Origin of the sequence: Streptomyces sp. NPDC052236 (assembly GCF_044548015.1) — a bacterium.
GTDB lineage: Bacteria > Actinomycetota > Actinomycetes > Streptomycetales > Streptomycetaceae > Streptomyces.
Window position 1 is genome coordinate 24119 of the sequence record NZ_JBIUBL010000007.1, and the last position, 21076, is coordinate 45194.

20 protein-coding genes are annotated in these 21076 nt (G+C 69.9%); 9 read left to right on the forward strand and 11 right to left on the reverse strand.

Annotation, left to right across the window (positions count from 1 at the left end):
• Position 1 precedes the first annotated feature (1 nt).
• A complete protein-coding gene (gene fabG / locus ACIHCQ_RS13905) occupies positions 2–718 on the reverse strand; it encodes a 3-oxoacyl-[acyl-carrier-protein] reductase (protein ID WP_399662019.1) in 717 nt (238 codons plus the stop codon).
• A gap of 275 nt (positions 719–993) precedes the next feature.
• Between fabG and ACIHCQ_RS13910 the strand changes: the two genes are divergently transcribed.
• The 3 genes from ACIHCQ_RS13910 (at position 994) to tyrS (ending at position 5251) form a co-directional block, all read left to right on the forward strand.
• Entirely contained in the window at positions 994–2517 is a 1524-nt protein-coding gene (locus tag ACIHCQ_RS13910; protein ID WP_399661531.1) for a TldD/PmbA family protein, read from the forward strand.
• Entirely contained in the window at positions 2514–3908 is a 1395-nt protein-coding gene (locus ACIHCQ_RS13915) for a metallopeptidase TldD-related protein (RefSeq protein WP_399661533.1), read from the forward strand. Before ACIHCQ_RS13910 ends, ACIHCQ_RS13915 begins: the two co-directional genes overlap by 4 nt.
• A gap of 74 nt (positions 3909–3982) precedes the next feature.
• The gene (gene tyrS / locus ACIHCQ_RS13920; RefSeq protein WP_399661535.1) at positions 3983–5251 is read left to right on the forward strand and encodes a tyrosine--tRNA ligase; all 1269 of its coding nucleotides are present in this window, start codon (positions 3983–3985) and stop codon (positions 5249–5251) included.
• 66 nt (positions 5252–5317) lie between these two features.
• Here tyrS and ACIHCQ_RS13925 read toward each other — a convergent pair whose 3' ends face one another.
• Positions 5318–5596 carry a GlsB/YeaQ/YmgE family stress response membrane protein gene (locus ACIHCQ_RS13925; protein ID WP_399661537.1) on the reverse strand — a complete coding sequence of 93 codons (279 nt, stop codon included), beginning with the start codon at positions 5594–5596 and terminating at the stop codon, positions 5318–5320.
• A gap of 194 nt (positions 5597–5790) precedes the next feature.
• On the opposite strand from ACIHCQ_RS13925, the gene ACIHCQ_RS13930 reads away from it, so the two are divergent.
• Both ACIHCQ_RS13930 and ACIHCQ_RS13935 read left to right on the forward strand, forming a co-directional pair.
• Positions 5791–6204 (forward strand): DUF3099 domain-containing protein, encoded by a 414-nt coding sequence (locus ACIHCQ_RS13930; RefSeq protein ID WP_399661539.1) that lies wholly within the window; start codon positions 5791–5793, stop codon positions 6202–6204.
• Positions 6205–6404: 200 nt separating this feature from the next.
• Positions 6405–6635, forward strand: coding sequence for a hypothetical protein (locus tag ACIHCQ_RS13935; protein ID WP_399661541.1), 231 nt, complete (start codon positions 6405–6407; stop codon positions 6633–6635).
• 49 nt (positions 6636–6684) lie between these two features.
• Here ACIHCQ_RS13935 and moaA read toward each other — a convergent pair whose 3' ends face one another.
• The 3 genes from moaA to ACIHCQ_RS13950 all read right to left on the reverse strand — a co-directional run bounded on the left by moaA (position 6685) and on the right by ACIHCQ_RS13950 (position 9851).
• Positions 6685–7674, reverse strand: a complete 990-nt coding sequence (moaA, locus tag ACIHCQ_RS13940; protein WP_399661543.1) for a GTP 3',8-cyclase MoaA — start codon at positions 7672–7674, stop codon at positions 6685–6687.
• Between the two features lie 168 nt (positions 7675–7842).
• Positions 7843–9486, reverse strand: a complete 1644-nt coding sequence (locus ACIHCQ_RS13945; RefSeq protein ID WP_399661545.1) for a cation acetate symporter — start codon at positions 9484–9486, stop codon at positions 7843–7845.
• The gene (locus tag ACIHCQ_RS13950; RefSeq protein WP_399661547.1) at positions 9483–9851 is read right to left on the reverse strand and encodes a DUF485 domain-containing protein; all 369 of its coding nucleotides are present in this window, start codon (positions 9849–9851) and stop codon (positions 9483–9485) included. The genes ACIHCQ_RS13945 and ACIHCQ_RS13950 overlap by 4 nt, the downstream gene beginning before the upstream one ends.
• Positions 9852–10120: 269 nt before the next feature.
• Between ACIHCQ_RS13950 and ACIHCQ_RS13955 the strand changes: the two genes are divergently transcribed.
• Together ACIHCQ_RS13955 and ACIHCQ_RS13960 are read left to right on the forward strand one after the other, a co-directional pair.
• A complete protein-coding gene (locus ACIHCQ_RS13955) occupies positions 10121–11653 on the forward strand; it encodes a S8 family peptidase (RefSeq protein ID WP_399661549.1) in 1533 nt (510 codons plus the stop codon).
• Positions 11654–11733: 80 nt separating this feature from the next.
• Positions 11734–13170 (forward strand): CoA transferase, encoded by a 1437-nt coding sequence (locus ACIHCQ_RS13960; protein ID WP_399661551.1) that lies wholly within the window; start codon positions 11734–11736, stop codon positions 13168–13170.
• Here ACIHCQ_RS13960 and ACIHCQ_RS13965 read toward each other — a convergent pair.
• The 6 genes from ACIHCQ_RS13965 to ACIHCQ_RS13990 all read right to left on the reverse strand — a co-directional run bounded on the left by ACIHCQ_RS13965 (position 13118) and on the right by ACIHCQ_RS13990 (position 19519).
• Complete coding sequence (locus ACIHCQ_RS13965) at positions 13118–13828, reverse strand: lysoplasmalogenase (RefSeq protein WP_399661553.1); 711 nt, start codon at positions 13826–13828, stop codon at positions 13118–13120. The genes ACIHCQ_RS13960 and ACIHCQ_RS13965 overlap by 53 nt on opposite strands.
• Positions 13829–14333: 505 nt before the next feature.
• Positions 14334–15215: a sterol desaturase family protein gene (locus ACIHCQ_RS13970; RefSeq protein ID WP_399661555.1), complete on the reverse strand. Its 882-nt coding sequence runs from the start codon at positions 15213–15215 to the stop codon at positions 14334–14336.
• A gap of 75 nt (positions 15216–15290) precedes the next feature.
• Positions 15291–16538: an amidohydrolase family protein gene (locus tag ACIHCQ_RS13975; RefSeq protein WP_399661557.1), complete on the reverse strand. Its 1248-nt coding sequence runs from the start codon at positions 16536–16538 to the stop codon at positions 15291–15293.
• Complete coding sequence (locus tag ACIHCQ_RS13980; protein WP_399661559.1) at positions 16535–17818, reverse strand: amidohydrolase family protein; 1284 nt, start codon at positions 17816–17818, stop codon at positions 16535–16537. Before ACIHCQ_RS13980 ends, ACIHCQ_RS13975 begins: the two co-directional genes overlap by 4 nt.
• A gap of 19 nt (positions 17819–17837) precedes the next feature.
• A complete protein-coding gene (locus ACIHCQ_RS13985; RefSeq protein ID WP_399661561.1) occupies positions 17838–18722 on the reverse strand; it encodes an SDR family NAD(P)-dependent oxidoreductase in 885 nt (294 codons plus the stop codon).
• Positions 18719–19519 (reverse strand): acetoacetate decarboxylase family protein, encoded by an 801-nt coding sequence (locus ACIHCQ_RS13990; protein WP_399661563.1) that lies wholly within the window; start codon positions 19517–19519, stop codon positions 18719–18721. Before ACIHCQ_RS13990 ends, ACIHCQ_RS13985 begins: the two co-directional genes overlap by 4 nt.
• Positions 19520–19707: 188 nt before the next feature.
• Here ACIHCQ_RS13990 and ACIHCQ_RS13995 point away from each other — a divergent pair, with 188 nt between their 5' ends.
• On the forward strand, positions 19708–20709 hold the full coding sequence (locus ACIHCQ_RS13995; protein WP_399661565.1) for a DEDDh family exonuclease: 1002 nt from the start codon (positions 19708–19710) through the stop codon (positions 20707–20709).
• Between the two features lie 64 nt (positions 20710–20773).
• A complete protein-coding gene (locus ACIHCQ_RS14000) occupies positions 20774–21010 on the forward strand; it encodes a hypothetical protein (RefSeq protein ID WP_399661567.1) in 237 nt (78 codons plus the stop codon).
• Positions 21011–21076: the final 66 nt, after the last annotated feature.

The following is a 21076-nucleotide window of genomic DNA, read 5'->3' on the forward strand; positions in this document are numbered from 1 at the left end:
ATCAGTGACCCATGCCCAATCCGCCGTCAACGGGGATGACGGCTCCAGTGATGTACGAGGCGTCGTCGGAGGCGAGGAAGCGCACCGCGGCGGCGACCTCATCGGGCTGCGCGTAGCGGCCGAGCGGCACCTGGGCGACGATGCCCGCGCGCTGCTCCTCGGAGAGCACCCGGGTCATGTCGGTGTCGACAAATCCGGGGGCGACGACGTTGAACGTGATGTTCCGCGAGCCGAGCTCACGAGCCAGGGAACGGGCGAAGCCGACGAGACCTGCCTTGGACGCGGCGTAGTTGGCCTGCCCCGCCGAGCCCATCAGCCCAACGACGGAGGAGAGCAGCACGACGCGGCCCTTCTTGGCGCGCAGCATGCCGCGGTTGGCGCGCTTGACGACCCGGAAGGCCCCGGTGAGGTTGGTGTCGAGGACGGAGACGAAGTCCTCTTCGGACATCCGCATCAGCAACTGGTCCTTGGTGACGCCGGCGTTGGCCACCAGCACCTCGACCGGACCGTGCTTCTCCTCGATCTCCTTGTAGGCCTGCTCCACCTGCTCGCTGTCGGTGATGTCGCACCGCACCGCGAGGAACCCCATTCCTTCGAGGGCTTCCGGATCACCGGAGCGGTAGGTGATGGCGACCTTGTCGCCGTTGTCGGCGAAAGCGCGGGCGATCGCGAGGCCGATGCCCCGGTTTCCTCCGGTGACGAGAACCGAGCGGCTCAACGGTTCACCCTTCTGGTAGCTGTCTGGCACATAGAAAATCTATCGGTCCACCCTTGCTTACGAAGAACTGGTCCCTGACAGCGCCTACCCGCAGTCACTGTCGGGTCCCTACAGATTGGCTCGCTCGTGGCTCCGCCCAAGCAGCCTCCCGTAGGTAGTGCGACGCCGGAGCGGTCCCCGGGCGATCATCTTCCTCAACTGAGAATGTGTGGCCCGTCAGGGCCGAGTCGCGGCATGGTTCACTCCGAAGCACCTTGAGAGAAAGGGAGCCCTTCGTGGCCCATCAGGTGGATCAGACATTCGTAGCACTGCCGCTACGCGCGCTCGCCGACGCGGCGCTCGCCCGGGCGCGCGCTCTCGGCGCCGAGCACGCCGATTTCCGCTTCGAGCGCGTACGCAGTGCGTCCTGGCGGCTGCGCGACGCCAGGCCCGCCGGATCCTCGGACACCACGGACCTCGGGTACGCGGTACGGGTGGTGCACGGCGGCGCCTGGGGTTTCGCCTCCGGGGTCGACCGGACGATGGACGCCGTCGCGCGGGTCGCGGGCCAGGCCGTCGCGATGGCGAAGCTCTCCGCGAAGGTGATCGCGGCGGCGGGCTCCGAGGAGCGGGTGGAGCTGGCCCCGGAGCCGGTGCACGGGGAGCGGAGCTGGGTCTCGTCGTACGAGATCAATCCGTTCGAGGTGCCCGACGAGGAGAAGACGGCGCTGCTCGCGGAGTGGAGCAGGCGGCTGCTGGGGGCGGACGGCGTCGCGCATGTGGACGCCTCGCTGCTCACGGTCCAGGAGAACAAGTTCTACGCGGACACCTCGGGCACCGTCACCACCCAGCAGCGGGTGCGGCTGCATCCCCAGCTGACCGCCGTCGCCGTCGACGACACGACCGGCGAGTTCGACTCGATGCGCACGATCGCGCCGCCGGCGGGCCGTGGCTGGGAGTATCTGACGGGTGCCGGCTGGAACTGGGACGCCGAGCTGGAGCAGATCCCGGAGCTGCTGGCCGAGAAGATGCGCGCGCCCGGCGTCGAGGGCGGGCGCTACGACCTGGTGGTCGACCCGTCGAATCTCTGGCTGACCATCCATGAGTCGATCGGCCACGCCACCGAGCTGGACCGGGCGCTGGGGTATGAGGCGGCGTACGCCGGGACCTCCTTCGCCACCCTGGACAAGCTCGGGAAGCTGGCCTACGGCTCGTCCGTGATGAATGTGACGGGCGACCGGACCGCCGAGCACGGGCTCGCCACGGTCGGTTACGACGACGAGGGCGTCGAGGCGCAGTCCTGGGACCTGATCAAGAACGGCACACTCGTCGGCTATCAGCTGGACCGGCGGATCGCGAAGCTGACGGGTCTGGGGCGGTCCAACGGCTGCGCGTACGCGGACTCCCCCAGCCATGTGCCGGTGCAGCGCATGGCGAACGTCTCGCTGCGTCCCGACCCCGGCGGGCTCTCCACGGAGGACCTGATCGGCGGCGTGGAGCGCGGGATCTATGTGGTCGGCGACCGGTCGTGGTCGATCGACATGCAGCGTTACAACTTCCAGTTCACCGGACAGCGTTTCTTCCGGATCGAGAACGGCCGGCTGGCCGGCCAGCTGCGCGATGTGGCGTACCAGGCGACGACCACCGAGTTCTGGGGCTCGATGGAGCAGGTCGGCGGCCCGCAGACGTACGTGCTCGGCGGGGCCTTCAACTGCGGCAAGGCCCAGCCGGGCCAGGTCGCCGCGGTCTCCCACGGCTGCCCGTCGGCCCTGTTCCGGGGCGTGAACATCCTCAACACCACGCAGGAGGCCGGACGATGAGCCGGAACAGCAGCAAGCCGTACGAGATCGTCGAGCGGGCCCTCGAACTGTCCACCGCCGACAACTGTGTCGTCATCGCCGACGAGCACTCCTCCGCCAATCTGCGCTGGGCCGCCAACACCCTCACCACCAACGGCGTCACCCGCGGGCGCACGCTCACCGTGATCGCCACCGTCGACGGCGCCAAGGGCACCGCCGCCGGTGTCGTGACCCGGTCCGCCGTCACCGCGGAGGATCTTGAGCCGCTGGTACGCGCCGCGGAGGCCGCCGCCCGGGGCAGCGAGCCCGCCGAGGACGCCCAGCCGCTCGTCACGGGAGTCCCCGCGTCCCCGGACTTCACCGACGCGCCCGCCGAGACCTCGTCCGCCGTCTTCGGGGACTTCGCGCCGGCGCTCGGCGAGGCCTTCGCCCGGGCCAGGGCCGGCGGGCGTGAGCTGTACGGCTTCGCCAACCACGAGGTGACCTCGACCTACCTCGGTACGTCGACGGGGCTGCGGCTGCGCCACGACCAGCCCGTCGGCACGCTGGAGATCAACGCCAAATCGCCGGACCGCTCGCGCTCCGCCTGGGCGGGCCGCTCCACACGGGACTTCAAGGACGTGGACCCCGGTCTCCTCGACGCGGAGCTCGCGGTACGGCTCGGCTGGGCGGAGCGCCGTACCGACCTGCCCGCGGGCAGGTACGAGACGCTGCTGCCGCCGACCGCCGTGGCGGATCTGCTGATCTACCAGCTGTGGTCGTCCGCGGCTCGGGACGCGGCGGAGGGCCGTACGGTCTTCTCCAAGCCGGGCGGCGGCACCCGGGTCGGCGAGACGCTTTCCCCGCTGCCGCTGACCCTGCGCAGCGATCCGCACGAACCCGGTCTGGAGTCCGCGCCTTTTGTGATCGCGCACTCCTCCGGCGACGACGCCTCGGTGTTCGACAACGGTCTGCCGCTGTCGGCCACGGACTGGGTACGCGCCGGAAAGCTGGAGCACCTGGTCACCACCCGGCACACCGCCGGGCTGACGGGGCTGCCGGTCGCGGCCGGGACCGGCAATCTGATTCTGGACGGCGGCGGTGAGCGTTCGCTGGAGGAAATGGTGGCGGGCACTGATCGCGGATTGCTGCTGACCTGCCTCTGGTACATCCGCGAGGTGGATCCCGCGACGCTGCTGCTGACCGGGCTGACCCGGGACGGTGTCTATCTCGTGGAGAACGGCGAGGTCGTCGGCCAGGTGAACAACTTCCGCTTCAACGAATCACCGGTCGATCTGCTGTCGCGGGCCACCGAGGCGGGCCGTACCGAGAAGACGCTGCCGCGCGAGTGGGGCGACTGGTTCACGCGGGCGGCGATGCCCGCACTCCGCATCCCGGATTTCAATATGAGTTCAGTCAGCCAGGGCGTATAACCTCAAAGGAGTCTGCGAGCACATCGCAAGCGCATCGCAAGCACATCGCAGGTACCGAAGGAGACGCGAGAGAAGTGACGGACATCGTCGATGAACTGCAGTGGCGTGGGCTGATTGCCCTCTCCACTGACGAGGACGCATTGCGCAAGGCGTTCGCGGACGGTCCCGTCACGTTCTATTGCGGCTTCGACCCGACCGCGCCGAGCCTGCACCTCGGCAACCTGGTCCAGATCCTCACCATGCGCCGGATCCAGCTGGCGGGGAACCGGCCGCTGGGTCTGGTCGGCGGCGCCACCGGGCTGATCGGCGACCCGAAGCCGAACTCCGAGCGCATGCTGAACGCGCCCGAGGTCGTCGCGAACTGGGTGGTGCGGCTGCGGGAGCAGATCGAACGGTTCCTGGACTTCGAGGGGCCGTACGCCGCGACCATGGTCAACAACCTGGACTGGACGGCGGGGCTGTCGGCGATCGACTTCCTGCGCGATGTCGGCAAGTACTTCCGGGTCAACAAGATGATCACGAAGGAGGCAGTCGCCCGGCGGCTGAACTCCGACATGGGCATCAGCTACACCGAGTTCAGCTACCAGATCCTGCAGGGCATGGACTACCTGGAGCTGTACCGGCGGTACGGCTGCACGCTGCAGACCGGCGGCAGCGACCAGTGGGGCAACCTCACCGCGGGCACCGACCTGATCCACCGGGTCGAGCCCGAGGCCGGCGTGCACGCCATCGCCACCCCGCTGATCACCAAGGCCGACGGTACGAAGTTCGGCAAGACGGAGTCCGGCACGATCTGGCTCGACCCGGAGCGGACCACGCCGTACGCCTTCTACCAGTTCTGGCTGAACGCGGACGACCGGGATGTCTCCCAGTTCCTGCGGCTCTTCAGCTTCAGGTCCCACGAGGAGATCGAGGAACTGGAGCAGCTGACGGTGGACCGGCCGCAGGCGCGGGCGGCCCAGCGGGCGCTGGCCGAGGAGCTGACAACGCTGGTCCACGGCGCCGACCAGTGCGCGGCCGTGGTGGCGGCGTCGAAGGCGCTGTTCGGGCAGGGCGAGCTGGCGGATCTGGACGAGCCGACGCTGCGGGCGGCGCTCTCGGAGCTGCCGCACGCCCTGGTCGCCGAGCTCGGCCCGGTCGTGGACCTGTTCGCCGAGGTCGGTCTCTCGCCGAGCAAGTCGGCGGCGCGCCGCACGGTGAAGGAGGGCGGGGCGTACGTGAACAACGTGAAGGTGGCCGCCGAGGACGCCGTTCCGGCGGGGGACGAGCTGTTGCACGGCCGGTGGCTCGTGCTGCGCCGGGGCAAGAAGAGCCTGGCCGCGGTCGAGGTCGCTGCCGGGTGACGTGGAGACGGCCGGGGTGGGCGTGATTGCCCACCCCGGCCGTCGCCGTACCCCGGCCGTACCGGCTCACACTCTGTGTCTGCGCTTGCCCTTCATCGAGTTGTAGGCCATATCGCCCAGGAACACGAGGACCACGGCCGCCACGACCTGCAGCACGTGGCGGCCCCAGTCGATGCCCTCGGTCTCCTCGATGCCGACCCCTCGCGCAAGCCAGTTGCCCAGAAGGGCACCGCCGATGCCCAAAATGGTCGTCAGCCACAGGGGAAGGTGCTGCTTGCCGGGAATGATCGCCTTCGCGAGCAGGCCCAGCACCAATCCCACAATGATCGCCCACAACCAGCCCATGGCTGCCTCCTCGTCCGCCGTATGCCGTCAGTCTCGGCTCGGCCGCCCTACAGCGCATGCTGTGTGCGGCCATACGAGGTACGGCGCAGCCGGGACACTCCCCGACCGCCCCGCTCTCGTAGCCGCCGCAGGCGCGGCGTACCGTGGAAAAGGTACGGACCGGGGAGCGTCCGACAGGAAATCGGGTGGTTGGCGTGGCGCGGAAGCATGGCACCGCGGAGGTCTTCCGGATCACGGGCGCCCGGCAGGGCCTGGCGGACGATGTACGCAAGCGACAGCGCCGCTATGTGATCTCCATGCTGGTGCGCACCGTGGCGGTGGTTCTCGCCGCCGTTCTGTGGGACGTACAACGCCATGTGGCGATTGTGGCGCTGGTGATCGGGGTTCTTCTTCCGTACATCGCCGTGGTTATCGCCAACGGCGGCCGGGAGAACACACCATCGCTGCCTTCGACGTTCCTGCCCGCGCCTTCCCGGCCGATGATCTCGCCGATGTCCACGGCTGGATCCGCTTCCGCTTCCGCACCGGTTTCCACGCATGTCTCCGGGGAATCCGAGCCGAATGCCGGAAACACCGAGCGGGACCAACAAGGGACCGGGCAGAGCTGAATCCAGCATGCGCGCAAAGCTCAAGAAAAGCTCAGATCAATCATGAAGTTCCGGTGCACCACACCCCACTCCCCGTGACATACTTCGTAGGCGCTCCGCATCCCCCGTCGGAGCGACGGACCGACGCCGGGCAGCTCCCCCCGTGGCTGCCCGGCGTCGCCATGTGGTCACCTTTTCCGTACGGACGGTAAGGCGTAAGAGTGAGTGACGAGACCCCGATCTGTTCCGCGAAGGGCTGCCGCGCCCACGCCGTCTGGGTCCTCGCGTGGAACAACCCGAAGCTGCACACTCCCGAGCGCCGCAAGACCTGGCTCGCCTGCGACGAGCATCGCGAGCATCTCTCCCACTTCCTCGACCTGCGCGGCTTCCTCAAGGATGTTGTGACGCTCCCGCAGTGGGACGAACGGGAGCAGAGCCCCGGCTCCGGATAGAGCCCGCCCGGGCTTCGGAGCTCCGGAGCTAGGGATCAGCCGCTCCGGATCAGCCGCCGATCGCCGACATCGGCCGGTCGGGCTGCAGGAACGTCGGGTCGTCGAGACCCGAGCCCGCCTTCTTGCCCCACATCGCCAGCTTCCACAGGCGGGCGATCTCCTCGTCCGGCGCGTCCGAGCGCAGCGCTCCGCGCAGGTCCGTCTCCTCGCGCGCGAACAGACAGGTGCGGACCTGACCGTCCGCCGTGAGCCTGGTGCGGTCGCAGGCCTGGCAGAACGGCCGGGTGACGGAGGCGATGACGCCGACCCGCTGCGGTCCGCCGTCCACCAGCCAGCGCTCGGCGGGCGCGGAGCCGCGCTCCGTGTCGCCCTCCTCGGTGAGGGTGAAGCGCGTACGCAGGGACTGCAGGATGTCCCCCGCGGTGATCATGCCGTCGCGCTTCCAGCCGTGCTGGGCGTCGAGCGGCATCTGCTCTATGAAGCGCAGCTCGTACTCGTTCTCCACGGCCCAGGCGAGCAGCTCGGGGGCCTCGTCGTCATTGAGCCCCGGCATGAGCACGGCGTTGACCTTGACCGGGCTCAGGCCCGCGTCGCGCGCCGCGGCCATGCCGTCCAGGACGTCCTGGTGCCGGTCGCGGCGGGTCAGCGTCTTGAAGACGTCGGGGCGCAGCGTGTCGAGCGAGACATTGACCCGGTCCAGGCCGGCGGCCTTGAGGGCAGTCGCCGTGCGCTTGAGACCTATGCCATTGGTCGTCAGGGACATCTGGGGGCGGGGCGTCAGCGCCGCGCACTGCTCGACAATGGAGACCAGACCGGGCCGGAGCAGCGGCTCCCCGCCGGTGAACCGGACCTCGGTGATGCCGAGATCGGTGACGGCTATGCGAATCAGCCGGACGATCTCGTCGTCGGAGAGCAGCTCGGACTTGCCCAGCCACTGAAGGCCCTCTTCCGGCATGCAGTACGTGCACCGGAGATTGCACTTGTCGGTGAGCGAGACACGCAGGTCAGTGGCCACACGGCCGTAAGTGTCGATGAGCACTGTGGGGCCCCTCCCTGATTGGCTGATCGATTATCTGATTCGATGCGTTCGAGCCTACGCCAGGGCTCTGACAGCCAGGGGGCCCCTGGGCACGAGAAAGGGCGCGGTCACCTCGCAGAGTCCGTGGAGTCCCACGGATTCGTACGAGGTGACCGCGCCCTGATTCGGTCAGTGCGCCGCGGTGCCGGTGAGGGACTTGACCTCAAGCTCCGCGTACTTGCCCGTGTCGGGCTTCTCCTTGGAGATGAGCGTGCCGAGCCAGCCCAGCAGGAAGCCCAGCGGAATCGAGACGATGCCCGGGTTCTCCAGCGGGAACCAGTAGAAGTCCGCGTCCTTGAACATCGAGGTGGGCTTGCCCGAGACGACCGGCGAGAACAGCACCAGCACCACGGACGAGGTCAGACCGCCGTAGATGGACCACAGGGCGCCCTGCGTAGTGAACTTCTTCCAGAACAGGCTGTAGAGGAGCGTCGGCAGATTCGCCGAGGCGGCGACCGCGAAGGCGAGCGCCACCAGGCCCGCCACGTTCAGGTCGCGGGCCAGCGCGCCGAGCGCGATGGAGACGATGCCGATGGCGACCGTCGCCCAGCGGGCGGCGCGGACCTCTTCCTTCTCGGTGGCCTTGCCCCTGCGGATGACATTGGCGTAGATGTCGTGCGCGAACGACGAGGACGACGCCAGGGTCAGGCCCGCGACCACCGCGAGGATGGTGGCGAAGGCGACCGCGGAGATCACGGCAAGCAGGATCGCGCCGCCCGCGGAGTCTCCGCCGCCGCCGATTTCCATGGCGAGCAGTGGAGCCGCCGTATTGCCCGCCTTGTTGGAGGCGATGATGTCCTCGGGCTTGAGCAGCGCCGCGGCGCCGAAGCCGAGCGCGATGGTCATCAGGTAGAAGCCACCGATTATGCCGATCGCCCAGTTCACCGACTTACGGGCGGCCTGGGCGCTCGGGACGGTGTAGAAGCGGATCAGGATGTGCGGCAGGCCCGCCGTGCCCAGGACCAGCGCGATACCCAGCGAGATGAAGTCCAGCTTGGTGGTCGGGGTGAGACCGTACTTCAGTCCCGGCTCCAGGAAGGCCGCGCCCTTGCCGCTGTTCTCGGCCGCCGAACCCAGCAGGTCGGAGACGTTGAAGTTGAACTTCAGCAGCACCAGGAAGGTGACGAGCAGGGTGCCCGCGATGAGCAGGACGGCCTTGACCATCTGGACCCAGGTGGTGCCCTTCATCCCGCCGATGGTCACGTACAGGATCATCAGGATGCCGACCAGGGCGACAATGACAACCTTGCCCGCGTCGGTGGTGATGCCGAGCAGCAGCGAGACGAGCACGCCCGCGCCTGCCATCTGGGCAAGCAGATAGAAGATCGACACCACGATGGTGGAGACGCCCGCGGCGGTACGGACCGGGCGCTGGCGCATGCGGTACGCGAGGACGTCGCCCATGGTGTACCGGCCGGAGTTGCGCAGCGGCTCGGCGACCAGCAGCAGCGCGACCAGCCAGGCCACCAGGAATCCGATGGAGTAGAGGAAGCCGTCGTAGCCGAAGAGGGCGATGGCGCCGGCGATGCCGAGGAAGGACGCGGCGGACATGTAGTCGCCGGAGATCGCCAGGCCGTTCTGGAAGCCGGTGAACTGCCGGCCGCCCGCGTAGAAGTCGGCGGCGCTCTTGGTCTGGCGGCCCGCCCATACGGTGATGAACAGGGTCGCGACGACGAAGCACGCGAAGAGCGAGATGATCAGCGGCCGGTGTTCGCTCGCGTCGCCCGCGGCGGCGAGCTGGATGGTTGGATACGCGGCGTACGCGGCGCTCATGCGTCGGCCTCCATACGGGACTTGATCGCTTCCGCCTTCGGGTCGAGCTTCACGGCGGCGTGCCGCGAGTAGAGCCAGGCGATGAGGAAGGTGGTGGCGAACTGGGCGAGACCGAAGACGAAGGCCACGTTGATGTTGCCGAAGAGCTTGGTGCCCATGAAGCCGCCCGCGTAGTTGGACAGCAGGACGTAAAGCAGGTACCAGGCGATGAAGGCGACGGTCAGGGGGAAGGCGAAGGAGCGGTATACGCGGCGCAGTTCGCCGAATTCCGCACTCTCCTGCACCTCGACGTAGGACGCTGTCGTGGGCTGGGCGGGGGTGGTGGTGTCCGTACCGCCCTCGGGCGGCGGTGCATCGGTGGCCACGGAATCTCCTCGCGACGCGGGCGCGGTGTGGTTGGACTGGGACAAGAGGACCTCACGGTGGGGACGGTTTGATGTTGCTCCCTCCCCCTGCCAACGACACGTAGTCCACACCGGGCCGGTTCAACATCGGCCCATTTCTTGCGTGTTTCTTCTCGAATTTCTTCTCGAACGCATTGATGAGCCAGCATGATCGGCGATAGCTTCATTCGTCATGTACCCGCCCACTCGTACCGTGTGTGGGCGGTTGTCACGGATGATGTGGAGAACCCATGGCTCATCTGGGATCCAGACGGCGGCGCGCACTTGCTCTGCCCGCCGGTCTGGCGCTCACAGCCTCGCTCGGTTTCCTTCCGGCGGGAGCCGCCTCGGCGACCCCCGCGGAGGACATACCCGCCGCTGTGGCGACCGACGGCCCGAAGCTGTCGTATGTCGTGAACGTGAAGGGCGGTTACGCCACCGCCAAGTCGGTCAAGAAGGCGATTGCCAAGGCCGGCGGCTCGGTGGTGATCGCCTATGACCAGATAGGCGTCATCGTCGTCCACTCGCAGAACCCGGACTTCGCCAAGACGATCCGTAAGGTACGGGGCGTCGAGTCGGCCGGTGCCACGCGTACGGCCCCGCTGCTCGCGGCGTCCGACACGGCCATCGAGTCGGAGCGCCCGCTCACGGCCCAGGAGGCCAGGACCGCGGCGGCGCAGGCGGAGGCCGGCCAGGACCCGCTGGAGCCTCTGCAGTGGGACCTGCCCGCCATCAAGGCGGACAAGGCCCACGAGAAGTCGCTGGGCAGCAAGAAGGTCACGGTCGCGGTCATCGACACGGGTGTCGACGACACCCACCCGGACCTCGCGCCGAACTTCGACCGCGCGGCGTCGGTCAGCTGCGTGGGCGGCGTACCGAACACGGCGGACGGCGCATGGCGTCCGGGTCCCGGCGAGAGCGACCACGGCACGCATGTCGCGGGCACGATCGCCGCGGCGAAGAACGGCGTCGGCGTCACCGGCGTCGCGCCGGGCGTGAAGGTCTCCGGCATCAAGGTGTCTCAGCCCGACGGCTTCTTCTACACCGAGGCTGTCGTCTGCGGCTTCATCTGGGCCGCCGAGCACGGCGTGGATGTGACGAACAACAGTTATTACACCGACCCGTGGCTGTTCAACTGCAAGAACGACCCGGACCAGAGCGCCCTGATCGACGCGCACGCCCGCGCGCTGCGGTATGCGGAGCGCAAGGGCGCCGTGAACGTCGCGGCGGCCGGCAACTCGCGGATGGACCTCGCGGCCGACGAGCTCACGGACACGACGAGCCCGAACGACACCACTCCGGTCGAGCGGGTCATCGACCCGAGTGAGTGCCTGGACATCCCGACCCAGATGTCGGGTGTGGTGACCGTGTCGGCTCTGGGTGCGAAGAACCTGAAGTCGTCGTTCTCGAACTACGGCCTCGGCGTCATCGACATCTCCGCGCCGGGCGGCGACTCGACCGCCTTCCAGAAGCCGGACGCTCCGGCTGTGGACGGCCGGATCCTGTCGACGCTGCCGGGCGGCGGGTACGGCTACAAGGCCGGTACGTCGATGGCTTCCCCGCATGTCGCGGGCGTGGTGGCACTGATCAAGTCGACTCACCTGTACGCCCCTCCGGCGTTGGTGAAGGCGCTGCTCTACAAGCAGGCGGACGACACCGCGTGCACCAACCCGTACGACATCAACAGTGACGGCACTGTCGACGCGGTGTGCGAGGGCAGCACGCGCGACAACGCGTTCTACGGAACGGGCGTCGCCGACGCTCTGGACGCGGTTCGCCGGTAACTCCGGTAATAGCGCTCTTGCGTAGGCAAGGGGGCCGGACGCGGAGTGCCGCGTCCGGCCCCCTTTGCCATAGTGCGTGGATGGTTCACACATCACTGAGTGGTACGGCTCCGAGCGGTACGGCCCAGGCGTGGGCGGCCCTCGGCGGCGATCCCGCTCTCCTCGACCGCGTCCGGTACGAAGGCACGGGCGGGCTGCCCGCACAACTGCCCGTCATGGAGCTTGCGCGCTCCTGTGTGGCGGTCTGCTCGCTGGCCGCCGCCGAGCTCGCCGCGCGCCGCACCGGCGGGCCGGTCCCGCCCGTACGGGTCGATGACGGGGCCGTGACCGCGGCGTTCCTGAGCGACCGGCTGGTACGGGTCGACGGCCGGCCGTGGACGACGTTCGCCCCGCTGTCGCGCTTCTGGCGGGCCTCCGACGGCTGGATCCGTACGCACGCCAACTACCCGCACCACAGGGCCCGGTTGCTGACCGCTCTCGGGCTGCCCGGCGACGCGGGCGTGGATGCCGTCGCGGAGGCGATCGGCGGACGCGGGGCGGCGGAGGTCGAGGAGGCGGTGTACGCGGCGGGCGGGCTCGCCGTGGCGGCACGGGGGCCGGAGCAGTGGGCGGCGCACGCGCAGGGGGCGCTGGCCGCCGCCGCGCCGCTGCTGACGATCGCACCGGTCGCTGAGGCGGGCCCGCAGTCACCGCGCAGGCTCCCCGATTTGACCGGAGACGTACTGCTGCCTGCCGCCGGGCTGCGGGTCCTGGACCTCAGCCGTGTGCTGGCCGGGCCCGTCGCCACCCGTACGCTCGCGCTGCTCGGCGCGGATGTGCTGCGCATCGACGCTCCCCAGCTTCCGGAGAGTCAGGAGGCGCACAACGACACGGGGATGGGCAAGCGTTCGACGCGGCTCGATCTCGGCGACCCGGGCGACCGACGACTCTTCGACGAACTGCTGGCCGACGCCGATGTGGTCGTCATGGGCTACCGGCCGGGCGCCCTGGACCGGTTCGGCCTCACCCCCGAGGCCCTCGCCGCCCGCCGCCCCGGGCTGGTCGTCGCCCAGCTCTCCGCGTGGGGCCGGTACGGGCCCTGGGGCGAGCGGCGCGGCTTCGACAGCCTGGTGCAGGTGGCCACGGGCATCGCCGCGATCGAGAGCGCCGAGGGTGCCGAGGGTGCCGACAGCGCCGAGGAGCGGCCCGGTGTGCTCCCTGCCCAGGCCCTGGACCACGGGACCGGGTATCTGCTGGCGGCGGGCGTACTGCGCGCGCTCACCGAGCAGCACGAGGAGGGCGGGGCCAGGCTGGTGCGCCTCGCGCTCGCTCAGACCGCGGCCTGGCTGGTGAACGGCCTCGCCGGCCCCGCCCAGGAGAAGGCAGCGTCGGCGTACGACCCCGGGCCGTGGCTCACGGAGACGGACGGCCCGATGGGGCGGCTGCGCCACGCCCTCCCCGCGGTCTCCTTCACCGGCGGTCCGGTCAACTGGTCGCGCCCACCGGGTCTTTGGGGAACGGACGCGCCCACGTGGTGACCAGCAGCAGCTGGGCCGCGCTGTAGGTGAGCATGATCCAGAAGTCGGGTACGGGCGGCTGCGGCCAATCGGCGACACCGCTCGCGATGAGCGTGTCGGAGAGCAGAAACAGCGCACCGCCCGCACCCGCACGCAGCCCGAGGCCGCTCGCCCCGAGGGCCACGGCGGTGAGCAGGAGCGAGTATCCGGCGACGGGGATACGCAGTTCGGCGGGGAGGTCACCCCACAGGAGCGCGACGGTGACGACGAGGGCGGCACCGTATCCGGCGGCCGACAGCGGCGACGTACGGGCGGGCTTCAGGAGCGGGCGGAAGAGCAGCAGATAGCAGACGTGCCCGGCGGCGAAGGAACCCATGCCGACGAGGAACGCCCACTCCGCGTCGGCGAGCAGGCAGACATCGCCGCCCCAGCCGCAGAGCAGCGCCGCGAGCAGCAGCGGGGGTGCGTGGCACACCGCCGCGTACGCCGCGAGCAGCGGCATGAGCAGCGGCTTGCAGACGAGGTGCCCGGTGTCCGAGCCGACGGCGAGAAAGACCAGGTCGGCGGCGACGGCGAGGAGGAAGGCGGCGTAGAGCAGTTGCGGCGAGGCGGCGGTCGGGGTGGTGGCGCGGGTCGGCAAGGCTCGTACGCCCCGCTCGCGCCACCAACCGGCGCTCATAGGGCGCGCTCCACGTCAGTGTCGACCACTGGGGCCCCGCAGTCGGGCTGGAAGGCGGCCGCCAGCCCAGGACGCCGTATCAGCGGCCCGGCCCCCGGTCCCGGCCCTCGGAGCCGCCAGGTCTGCCGGGCCCCCGCACCGGCCGGGTACCCGGGCGTGGGCGTCGGCAGGATTCGTACGCCCGACCCCCGCCACCCACCGGCGCTCATGGGCACACTCCACGTCGAGGCCCACGGACCCCGCGCCGGCCGGGCACCCGGGCGTGGACTGCCGCAGTCCCGGTCCCGTGTCCCCCGGGGGCCGGTGCCGCCGCAACGGCCACCCGCGCGGTGCCTGTCGGCGTCGGCAGGATTCGTACGCCGACTCCCGCCACCCACCCGCCCTCACGGGCACGCTCCACGTCGGCCTCGGCCACCGGAGCCCCGCAGGTGGCAGGCCCAGACGTCGTGACAGCGCCCGCGAGGCGAGTCCGCAGTGTGCCCGGGTCCGGGTCCGCCGTCCCCGCTCACGCCGCGCCGCCCTCCTGAGCGCGTCCCACGAACTCACCATCCCTGGAAGGCCTCGGCTGCCAGCCCGGCCCGCGGAACACGCGCCCGGCGCGCTCGCTCCAGCTGCGGGCCGCCCGTACATCCCGGGCGATCGCCGCGTACTCGTGCGTGGCGACCCGCAGCGGGTTGTACGTCTCGATGTTCTTGGTGAGCCCGAAGACGGGCCGCTCGGTCTCGGGCGCGAACGACCCGAAGAGCCGGTCCCAGACGATCAGGATCCCGCCGAAGTTCCGGTCCAGATAGCCGCCTTGGGAGGCGTGGTGCACCCGGTGGTGGGACGGCGTGTTCAGTACGTACTCGAAGGGGCGCGGCAGCTTGTCGATCCGCTCGGTGTGCACCCAGAACTGGTACACGAGGTTGGCGGACGAACAGAACGCCAGCGCCGCCGGATGCACCCCGCACGCGATGAGCGGCACATAGAACGGCCAGACGGTCAGGGTCGTCCAGGGCTGGCGCAGCGCGGTGGTGAGGTTGAACTTCCGGCTGGAGTGGTGCACGACATGGCAGGCCCACAGGATGCGGATGACATGGTGGCCCCGGTGCGACCAGTAGTACAGGAAGTCCTGCGCGAGCAGCATCAGCAGGACCGTCCACCACAGGACGGGCACCCGGGCGGGGGTGAGCTCGTAGACCGCGGTGTAGATCGCGACGATGGGGATCTTCCACAGCAGGTCGAAGGCGAGGCTGCCGAGCCCCATGCCGATGCTGGTGGCGGCGTCCCTGGTCTCGTAGCCCGCGGCGTCCTCGTCGGGATGGAGCCGGTAGCTCACCAGCTCCAGGACGGTGAGCAGCACGAAGGCGGGTATCGACCACAGCACGACATCGGGCAGATTCGGCATGGGTGCACCGTAGAGGCGGCGGTCCGGCTGCGGCTAGACGTTGTTACCGACAAGTATGGTCGGCTCTGAGGGCTGTCACCAGACGCGCACCGACCCGCCCCGGGCGAACGCCGGGCTCGTCGCGTCCGCCGGGATCTCCCGCAACGGCTCTGCCAGCTCCTCCACCGTCGGGCCGACCCGTGCCGCGATCGGGTCGAGGAGGCCGAGGTCGAAGCCGTAGACGCGGGCGGCGTTGCCGCCGGTCATCGCCGCGACCTCGGCCCGGGGCAGATCCGCGTAGGCGATGCGGAGGCCTTCGCGGGAGTACGGGGCTGTGCCCTCGTCGTGCGGGTAGTCGCTGCCCCACATGATCTTGTCGAGGCCGATCCGGTCGCGCAGCGGCACCTCGTGCGGGCGCATGAAGCTCGCGCCGACGAAGCAGTTGTCGCGCCACACCTCGCTCGGGCCCTTGCCCATCGACGCGGCGAGCCCCGCGCCGAACTTGGACTCGGCGGTGGCGGGGGCGGGGGCGGGGGCGGCGGGCGAGCCTGCCGCGACGAGCCGGTCGTGGTAGTAGTCCAGCATCTCCAGCACGCCCGGGATCCAGCCCGAGCCCTGTTCGGTGAGGACCAGCTTCAGGGCCGGATGGCGGCGGAAGGCCCCGCCGAAGATCAGGTGCCACAGGGCGCGGTGCGAGAACCAGGTGGTCTCCACCATGAACACCGCGCGGGCCGCCGGTTCCTCCCTCAGTGGCGGGGACGCCGAACCGCCGTGGTGGTTGACCGGTATGCCGAGTTCGTCGCAGACCGCCCAGATCGGGTCGTACGTACGCGAGTACAGCTCGGGCAGGCCGGAGCCCGGTGGTGTGCCGGGCAGCATGATCCCGCCGGTGAGCCCCGCTTCCCTGGTCCGGCGGATCTCCCGTACCGCATCGCCGACGTCGTTGAGCAGGATCTGCGCGACGCCGGCGCGACGCCCGGGGACGGCCGCGCAGAAGTCGGCGAGCCAGCGGTTGTGGGCGCGCAGCCCGGCCCAGCGCTGCTCGTAGTCCTCCCGCGTCGGGACCGGAGCCATCAGTGAGGCGCTGGGGAAGAAGGGCGGGATGGTGTTGGGGAAGACAACCTCGGCGACGATGCCGTCCGCCTCCAGCTCGCTGACGCGGCGCTCGGAGTTCCAGTTGCGGTCGGCGGTGTCGGCGAGCAGGTCCTCGTACGGATTGATGTACGTGGCTGCCCAGGCGTCGAAGTCGTCGTGGTACTTCTTCTCCAGGTACGGCTTGTAGTCGAGGAGATCGGCCCCGGCGTGGCAGTCGGCCGAGATGACGGTGTAGTGCTCGTGGCTCATGAGGAGGCTCCCAGGACCGGGAAGTCGTGGTCGGTCAGCCAGTGGCGGCCCACCGCGCGCGACCTCGCCCAGGAGGCTTCCACGGACCGCTGGTCGGCGGACTGGCCCAGTTCGGCGGGGCTCGGACCGATCCGCCGGGCGATCGGTTCCAACGACTCCACGTCGAAGCCGAAGACCTCCGCCGCCGCCAGGCCCAGCATGCGGCGCGTCTCGGCGACCGGAATGTCATGGAAAGTGTTCCGCAGCCACTCCCCCGTCTTCGGCCAGGTGCCTTCGGGGTGCGGGAAATCGCTGCCCCAGAGGATGTTGTCGACGCCGATCTCGTACCGCTGGGCGAGCTCGCGCCGTTTGGTGTTGGTCGCGCAGATGAAGACCTGCCGGTCGAGATACTCGCTCGGCGGCCGTTTCAGCTCCGCGAACGGCGACAGTTTCTTTCCGCCGTGCGCGCCGAGGTAGAGCCGGTCCATGAACCAGAGGAGATTGGGCAGCCACCAGCAGCCGGACTCGGCGACGCCGAACCTCAGGCCCGGGTGGCGCTCGAAGACCCCGGACCAGAGCAGGAACCACAGCGGGCGGGCCGGCCACCAGGTGACCTCGGAGACGTAGATGCCCAGGTGGTCACCGTACTCATGGCGCGGAGCCGCGCCGGAGTGGGTGACCACCGGCATGCCGGTCTCGGCGGCGGCGGCCCAGACGGGGTCGTAACGCCGGTCGTGGTACGGCTCCTTGTCCACCCACATCGAGGGGATCATCAGCGCGCCCAGCCCGGACTCCTTGGCGCGGTGGATCTCGGCGACGACCCGGTCCGTCTCGCCGGTCACGGGCAGCAGGGCGACCCCGCAGTGGCGCCGCGGGTTCTGCGCCACGAACTCGGCGAGCCAGCGGTTGTGCGCCCGCGCGCCCGCCATGCCGAGGCCCGGGTCCTGGTCGCCGGAGAGCCCGAGGCCCACTCCGAAGGGCGCCGCGGTGCGGCTGTCGACGGCGTCCGCGTCGGGGAAGACGACTTCGGCCGCCACACCGTCGCCGTCGAGTTCCTTGAGCCGCTGGGTGGCGTCCCAGCCGCCTCGCAGCCCCTCCTCGTTGTCGCTGAACCACTTGTCGGCGAAGGCCTCGTTACGTATGCCCAGCCGGGTCATCGCCTCGCGGCGGGCGTCGCGCCCGGCGAGGAATTCGTCGAAGTCGCGGTGGAACGCGCGGTCCAGGTAGGGCCGGTACTCCTCGGTGGGCAGTCCGGCGTGGCAGTCGGAGGAGATGATCAGGTACGGATCCGTTTCTGACATCACGCATCCCTCAGTTCTCTCAGTCGAGAATGAAGCTCTCCAGGTACGACGGGTTGGCCCGGTCGAGCATCGACTGCGACCGCGCGCGGATCTGCCGGTCGCTGTGCTCGCCCGCCGGCAGCATCCAGAACCGGTCCGCGCGGATCGACTCCACGACGAACGCGGCGACCTCCTCCACCGGTGTGAACGTCACCTCGTGCCCGGCCTCCCGCATCGCCGTCTCCCACTGGCCGAGGCTGCGGTACGGGCTCTTGCGCGGGCGCTCCTTGGCGTACCGCTCGGGCCTGTTGCGGTGCGACTCCCACAGTCCGGTGCGCAGCATGTGCGGCCCGGGGAACAGGACGGAAGCGCCCACGCGCGCGTGCTCCGCCCGAAGGTGCGCGTACAGGGACTCGGTCATCGTCACGACGGCCGCCTTGGTGACGGCGTACACGGAGGCGGTGGGCAGCGGCGCGATCCCGCCGTCGCCCGATGAGGTGTTGACGACATGGCCCGGCTCGCCGCTCGCGAGCATGCGCGGCACGAAGGCCTGGATGCCGTGGAAGACGCCCCAGACGTTGACGGCGAAGGCCCACTTCCAGTCGTTGGGCTCGTGCTCCCACATCCGGCCCTCGGCGCCGGAGCCGACGCCCGCGTTGTTGCACAGCACATGGACGGCGCCGAAGGTGTCGTACGCGGCGTCCGACAGGGCCTCCACGGACGCCCGGTCGCCGACGTCGACGGTGTGGGCCAGCACCTGGGCACCTTCCTCGGCGAGTTGGTCGGTGGCCTTGCGCAGCGCCTCCTCCTCGATGTCGGCGAGGACGACCTTCAGCCCTTCCGCCGCGAACCGCCGCGCCATCGCCCGGCCGATACCACTCGCCGCGCCCGTGACGACGGCGACCTGTCCTGCCGTCAGCTTCACCGGACATTCCCCTCGGGCGGCCCGTCGAGGATCTGGAGGGGGTCGTCGTAGCGCTGATGGATGTACGGGAGGAGGGCCCGCGCGCTCACCCGCTCGGCGATCCGGCCCTTCTGGTCGCTGGTCTTCTCGCCGATGGTGATGTCCACGACGCGGCGTACGGGAAGGTCGGCGACGGGGTCGTAGCGCGACTCGCGCAGCACCACATCGCCGGTGATGCTTTCGAGCCGGCGGAACTCCTCATGGCGCGTGCAGTGGACGAGTACGGGGTCGGCGTCGAAGCCCTGACCGTCCACGGCGGGCAGAAACTTGAAGTAGAAGTCGAGCTTGTCGGCCGGCCGGGGCAGCGGAAGGGGTCCGTCCACCACTCCCCTCACCTCGAAGAAGGCGATGCCGTGCCGGGCGAGTACGGCCCGTACGACCGGCCCTTCGCGTTCGACGGTCACCTCGCCCAGCTTCTTCGGCTCGCCGAACACCTCACGTCCGCCGATCAGGGCGCGCTCATGGGTCATCGGCATGACCAGGGGGTACCAGCCCGCGTGCCCGTCGTGCAGCGCGGCGACCGCCACGGAGCCCGCGCCGAGGGGATAGCCGGGCAGGTCGACGTGGCTGACTGCGGCGCGTACAAGAGGCCGCTCGGTGGGCTTGAGCGGCGGCGGGAGTACGGCCGCCACCGCGTCAGGATCGCTCTCCCACACGGCGCTCACGCCGGTGGACCAGATGTCGGGGAGCCGGGAACCGGCTGCGCGGGCCGCGGCGATCTCCGCCTCGGTGCGTGCTCCGTACCGTACGCGTGCCATACCGTACCGCCCTTCGTGGAAGCCCTTGGTTACACCGGGCCGCGCGAAGGGTCCAGAGGCATGCGCGCGCGAGTTCGCCCGCGTCAACAAACGAACCGGTGTGACCCTCGGGCGTTTTGGTTCTCCGACGGGGTGACAGGTATGGGCGGATAGGGGACTGTCAGTCCGGGCCCGTATTCTCTGTGACCATGCTCGACGACCGTACGACCGCAGCAACGGCGTGGCCGGCCTCGTACCCCCAGGGGTACGCGGTTGTCGACGTGGAGACCACCGGACTCGCCCGCGACGACCGGATAGTGTCCGCTGCCGTGTACCGCCTCGACGCGCGGGGCAATGTCGAGGACCACTGGTACACCCTGGTCAACCCCGAGCGGGACCCAGGTCCCGTATGGATCCACGGTCTGACGAAGGATGTGCTGGCCGGCGCGCCGCTCTTCGGCGACATCGCGGGTGAGTTCTCCGAGCGGCTCGACGGCCGCGTCCTTGTCGCGCACAACGCCGTCTTCGACTGGTCGATGATCGCCCGGGAGTACGCACGCGCGGAGCGGACCGCGCCGACCCGGCAGCGGCTGTGCACCATCGCGCTCTCCAAGGAGCTGCGGCTGCCGCTGCCCAACCACAAGCTGGAGTCGCTCGCCGCCCACTTCGGAGTCGTACAGCAGCGGGCGCACCACGCGCTGGACGACGCGCGCGTGCTGGCGGAGGCGTTCCGGCCGAGTCTGCACACCGCGGCGCGCGACGGGGTGCGGCTGCCGCTGCTGGAGTGCCGTCCGCTGACCGAGTGGTCGGACTCCCCCGCCACTCCCCGCGTCGGCTACCAGCCTTCGTACGGACAGGGCAGCTGGCGTCCCTCGCGCAAGCGGCCGCCCTGCCCCTTCCCCAACCCCGGGCGGTACGAGGTGGGCAAGCCGCTGCTCCAGGGGATGCGGGTGGCGTTCTCCGGCGACACCTCTGTGGACCGCGAGCTGCTGGAGGACCGGGCGATCGAGGCGGGGCTGCATGTCGCGACCAGCGTCTCGCGGGTGACGAGTCTGCTGGTGACCAACGATCCGGAGGCGGCCACCTCGAAGACGGTCAAGGCGAAGTCGTACGGCACGCCGGTCGTCGACGAGGGGGCGTTCACGCAGCTGTTGCGGGACGTGGCTCCGGCAACCACATCCGTACCCGCACCCGCACCCGCATCGGAGTGAACCCGGCGCGACTCGCCCGGCGCCGGCTCGCGCCGTGACCGTCTCGCGTCCCACCCTGTGGCGCATGACACGTTGCGAGGTATGCGGCAATGACTACGCCCTGGCGTTCTTCGTGGAGACCCAGGACGGCGCACGGCATGCGTTCGATTCGTTCGCCTGCGCCATCCACCGTATGGCGCCGATCTGTGAGCACTGCCGGGTCCAGATCATCGGGCAGGGTGTGGAGGCGGAGGGCCACTGGTACTGCGGCGCGCACTGCGCCCGCTCCGAAGGGAAGGTCGGCATCGTCGACAAGGTGTGAGCCGCTGAGCTCCGGCTCGTTCCACGGGCGGGACCCACCGTCCGGGCCGCGGGCCGCAGCGGGTAC

Coding starts and splice junctions, on each gene's coding strand:
- ACIHCQ_RS13915 (WP_399661533.1), top strand. CDS start 2,514: ATGAGCCGGAACAGCAGCAAGCCGTACGAGATCGTCGAGCGGGCCCTC.
- ACIHCQ_RS13925 (WP_399661537.1), bottom strand. CDS start 5,596: ATGGGCTGGTTGTGGGCGATCATTGTGGGATTGGTGCTGGGCCTGCTC.
- ACIHCQ_RS13945 (WP_399661545.1), bottom strand. CDS start 9,486: ATGAGCGCCGCGTACGCCGCGTATCCAACCATCCAGCTCGCCGCCGCG.
- ACIHCQ_RS13955 (WP_399661549.1), top strand. CDS start 10,121: ATGGCTCATCTGGGATCCAGACGGCGGCGCGCACTTGCTCTGCCCGCC.
- ACIHCQ_RS13960 (WP_399661551.1), top strand. CDS start 11,734: ATGGTTCACACATCACTGAGTGGTACGGCTCCGAGCGGTACGGCCCAG.
- ACIHCQ_RS13965 (WP_399661553.1), bottom strand. CDS start 13,828: ATGAGCGCCGGTTGGTGGCGCGAGCGGGGCGTACGAGCCTTGCCGACC.
- ACIHCQ_RS13970 (WP_399661555.1), bottom strand. CDS start 15,215: ATGCCGAATCTGCCCGATGTCGTGCTGTGGTCGATACCCGCCTTCGTG.
- ACIHCQ_RS13975 (WP_399661557.1), bottom strand. CDS start 16,538: ATGAGCCACGAGCACTACACCGTCATCTCGGCCGACTGCCACGCCGGG.
- ACIHCQ_RS13980 (WP_399661559.1), bottom strand. CDS start 17,818: ATGTCAGAAACGGATCCGTACCTGATCATCTCCTCCGACTGCCACGCC.
- ACIHCQ_RS13990 (WP_399661563.1), bottom strand. CDS start 19,519: ATGGCACGCGTACGGTACGGAGCACGCACCGAGGCGGAGATCGCCGCG.
- ACIHCQ_RS13995 (WP_399661565.1), top strand. CDS start 19,708: ATGCTCGACGACCGTACGACCGCAGCAACGGCGTGGCCGGCCTCGTAC.
- ACIHCQ_RS14000 (WP_399661567.1), top strand. CDS start 20,774: ATGACACGTTGCGAGGTATGCGGCAATGACTACGCCCTGGCGTTCTTC.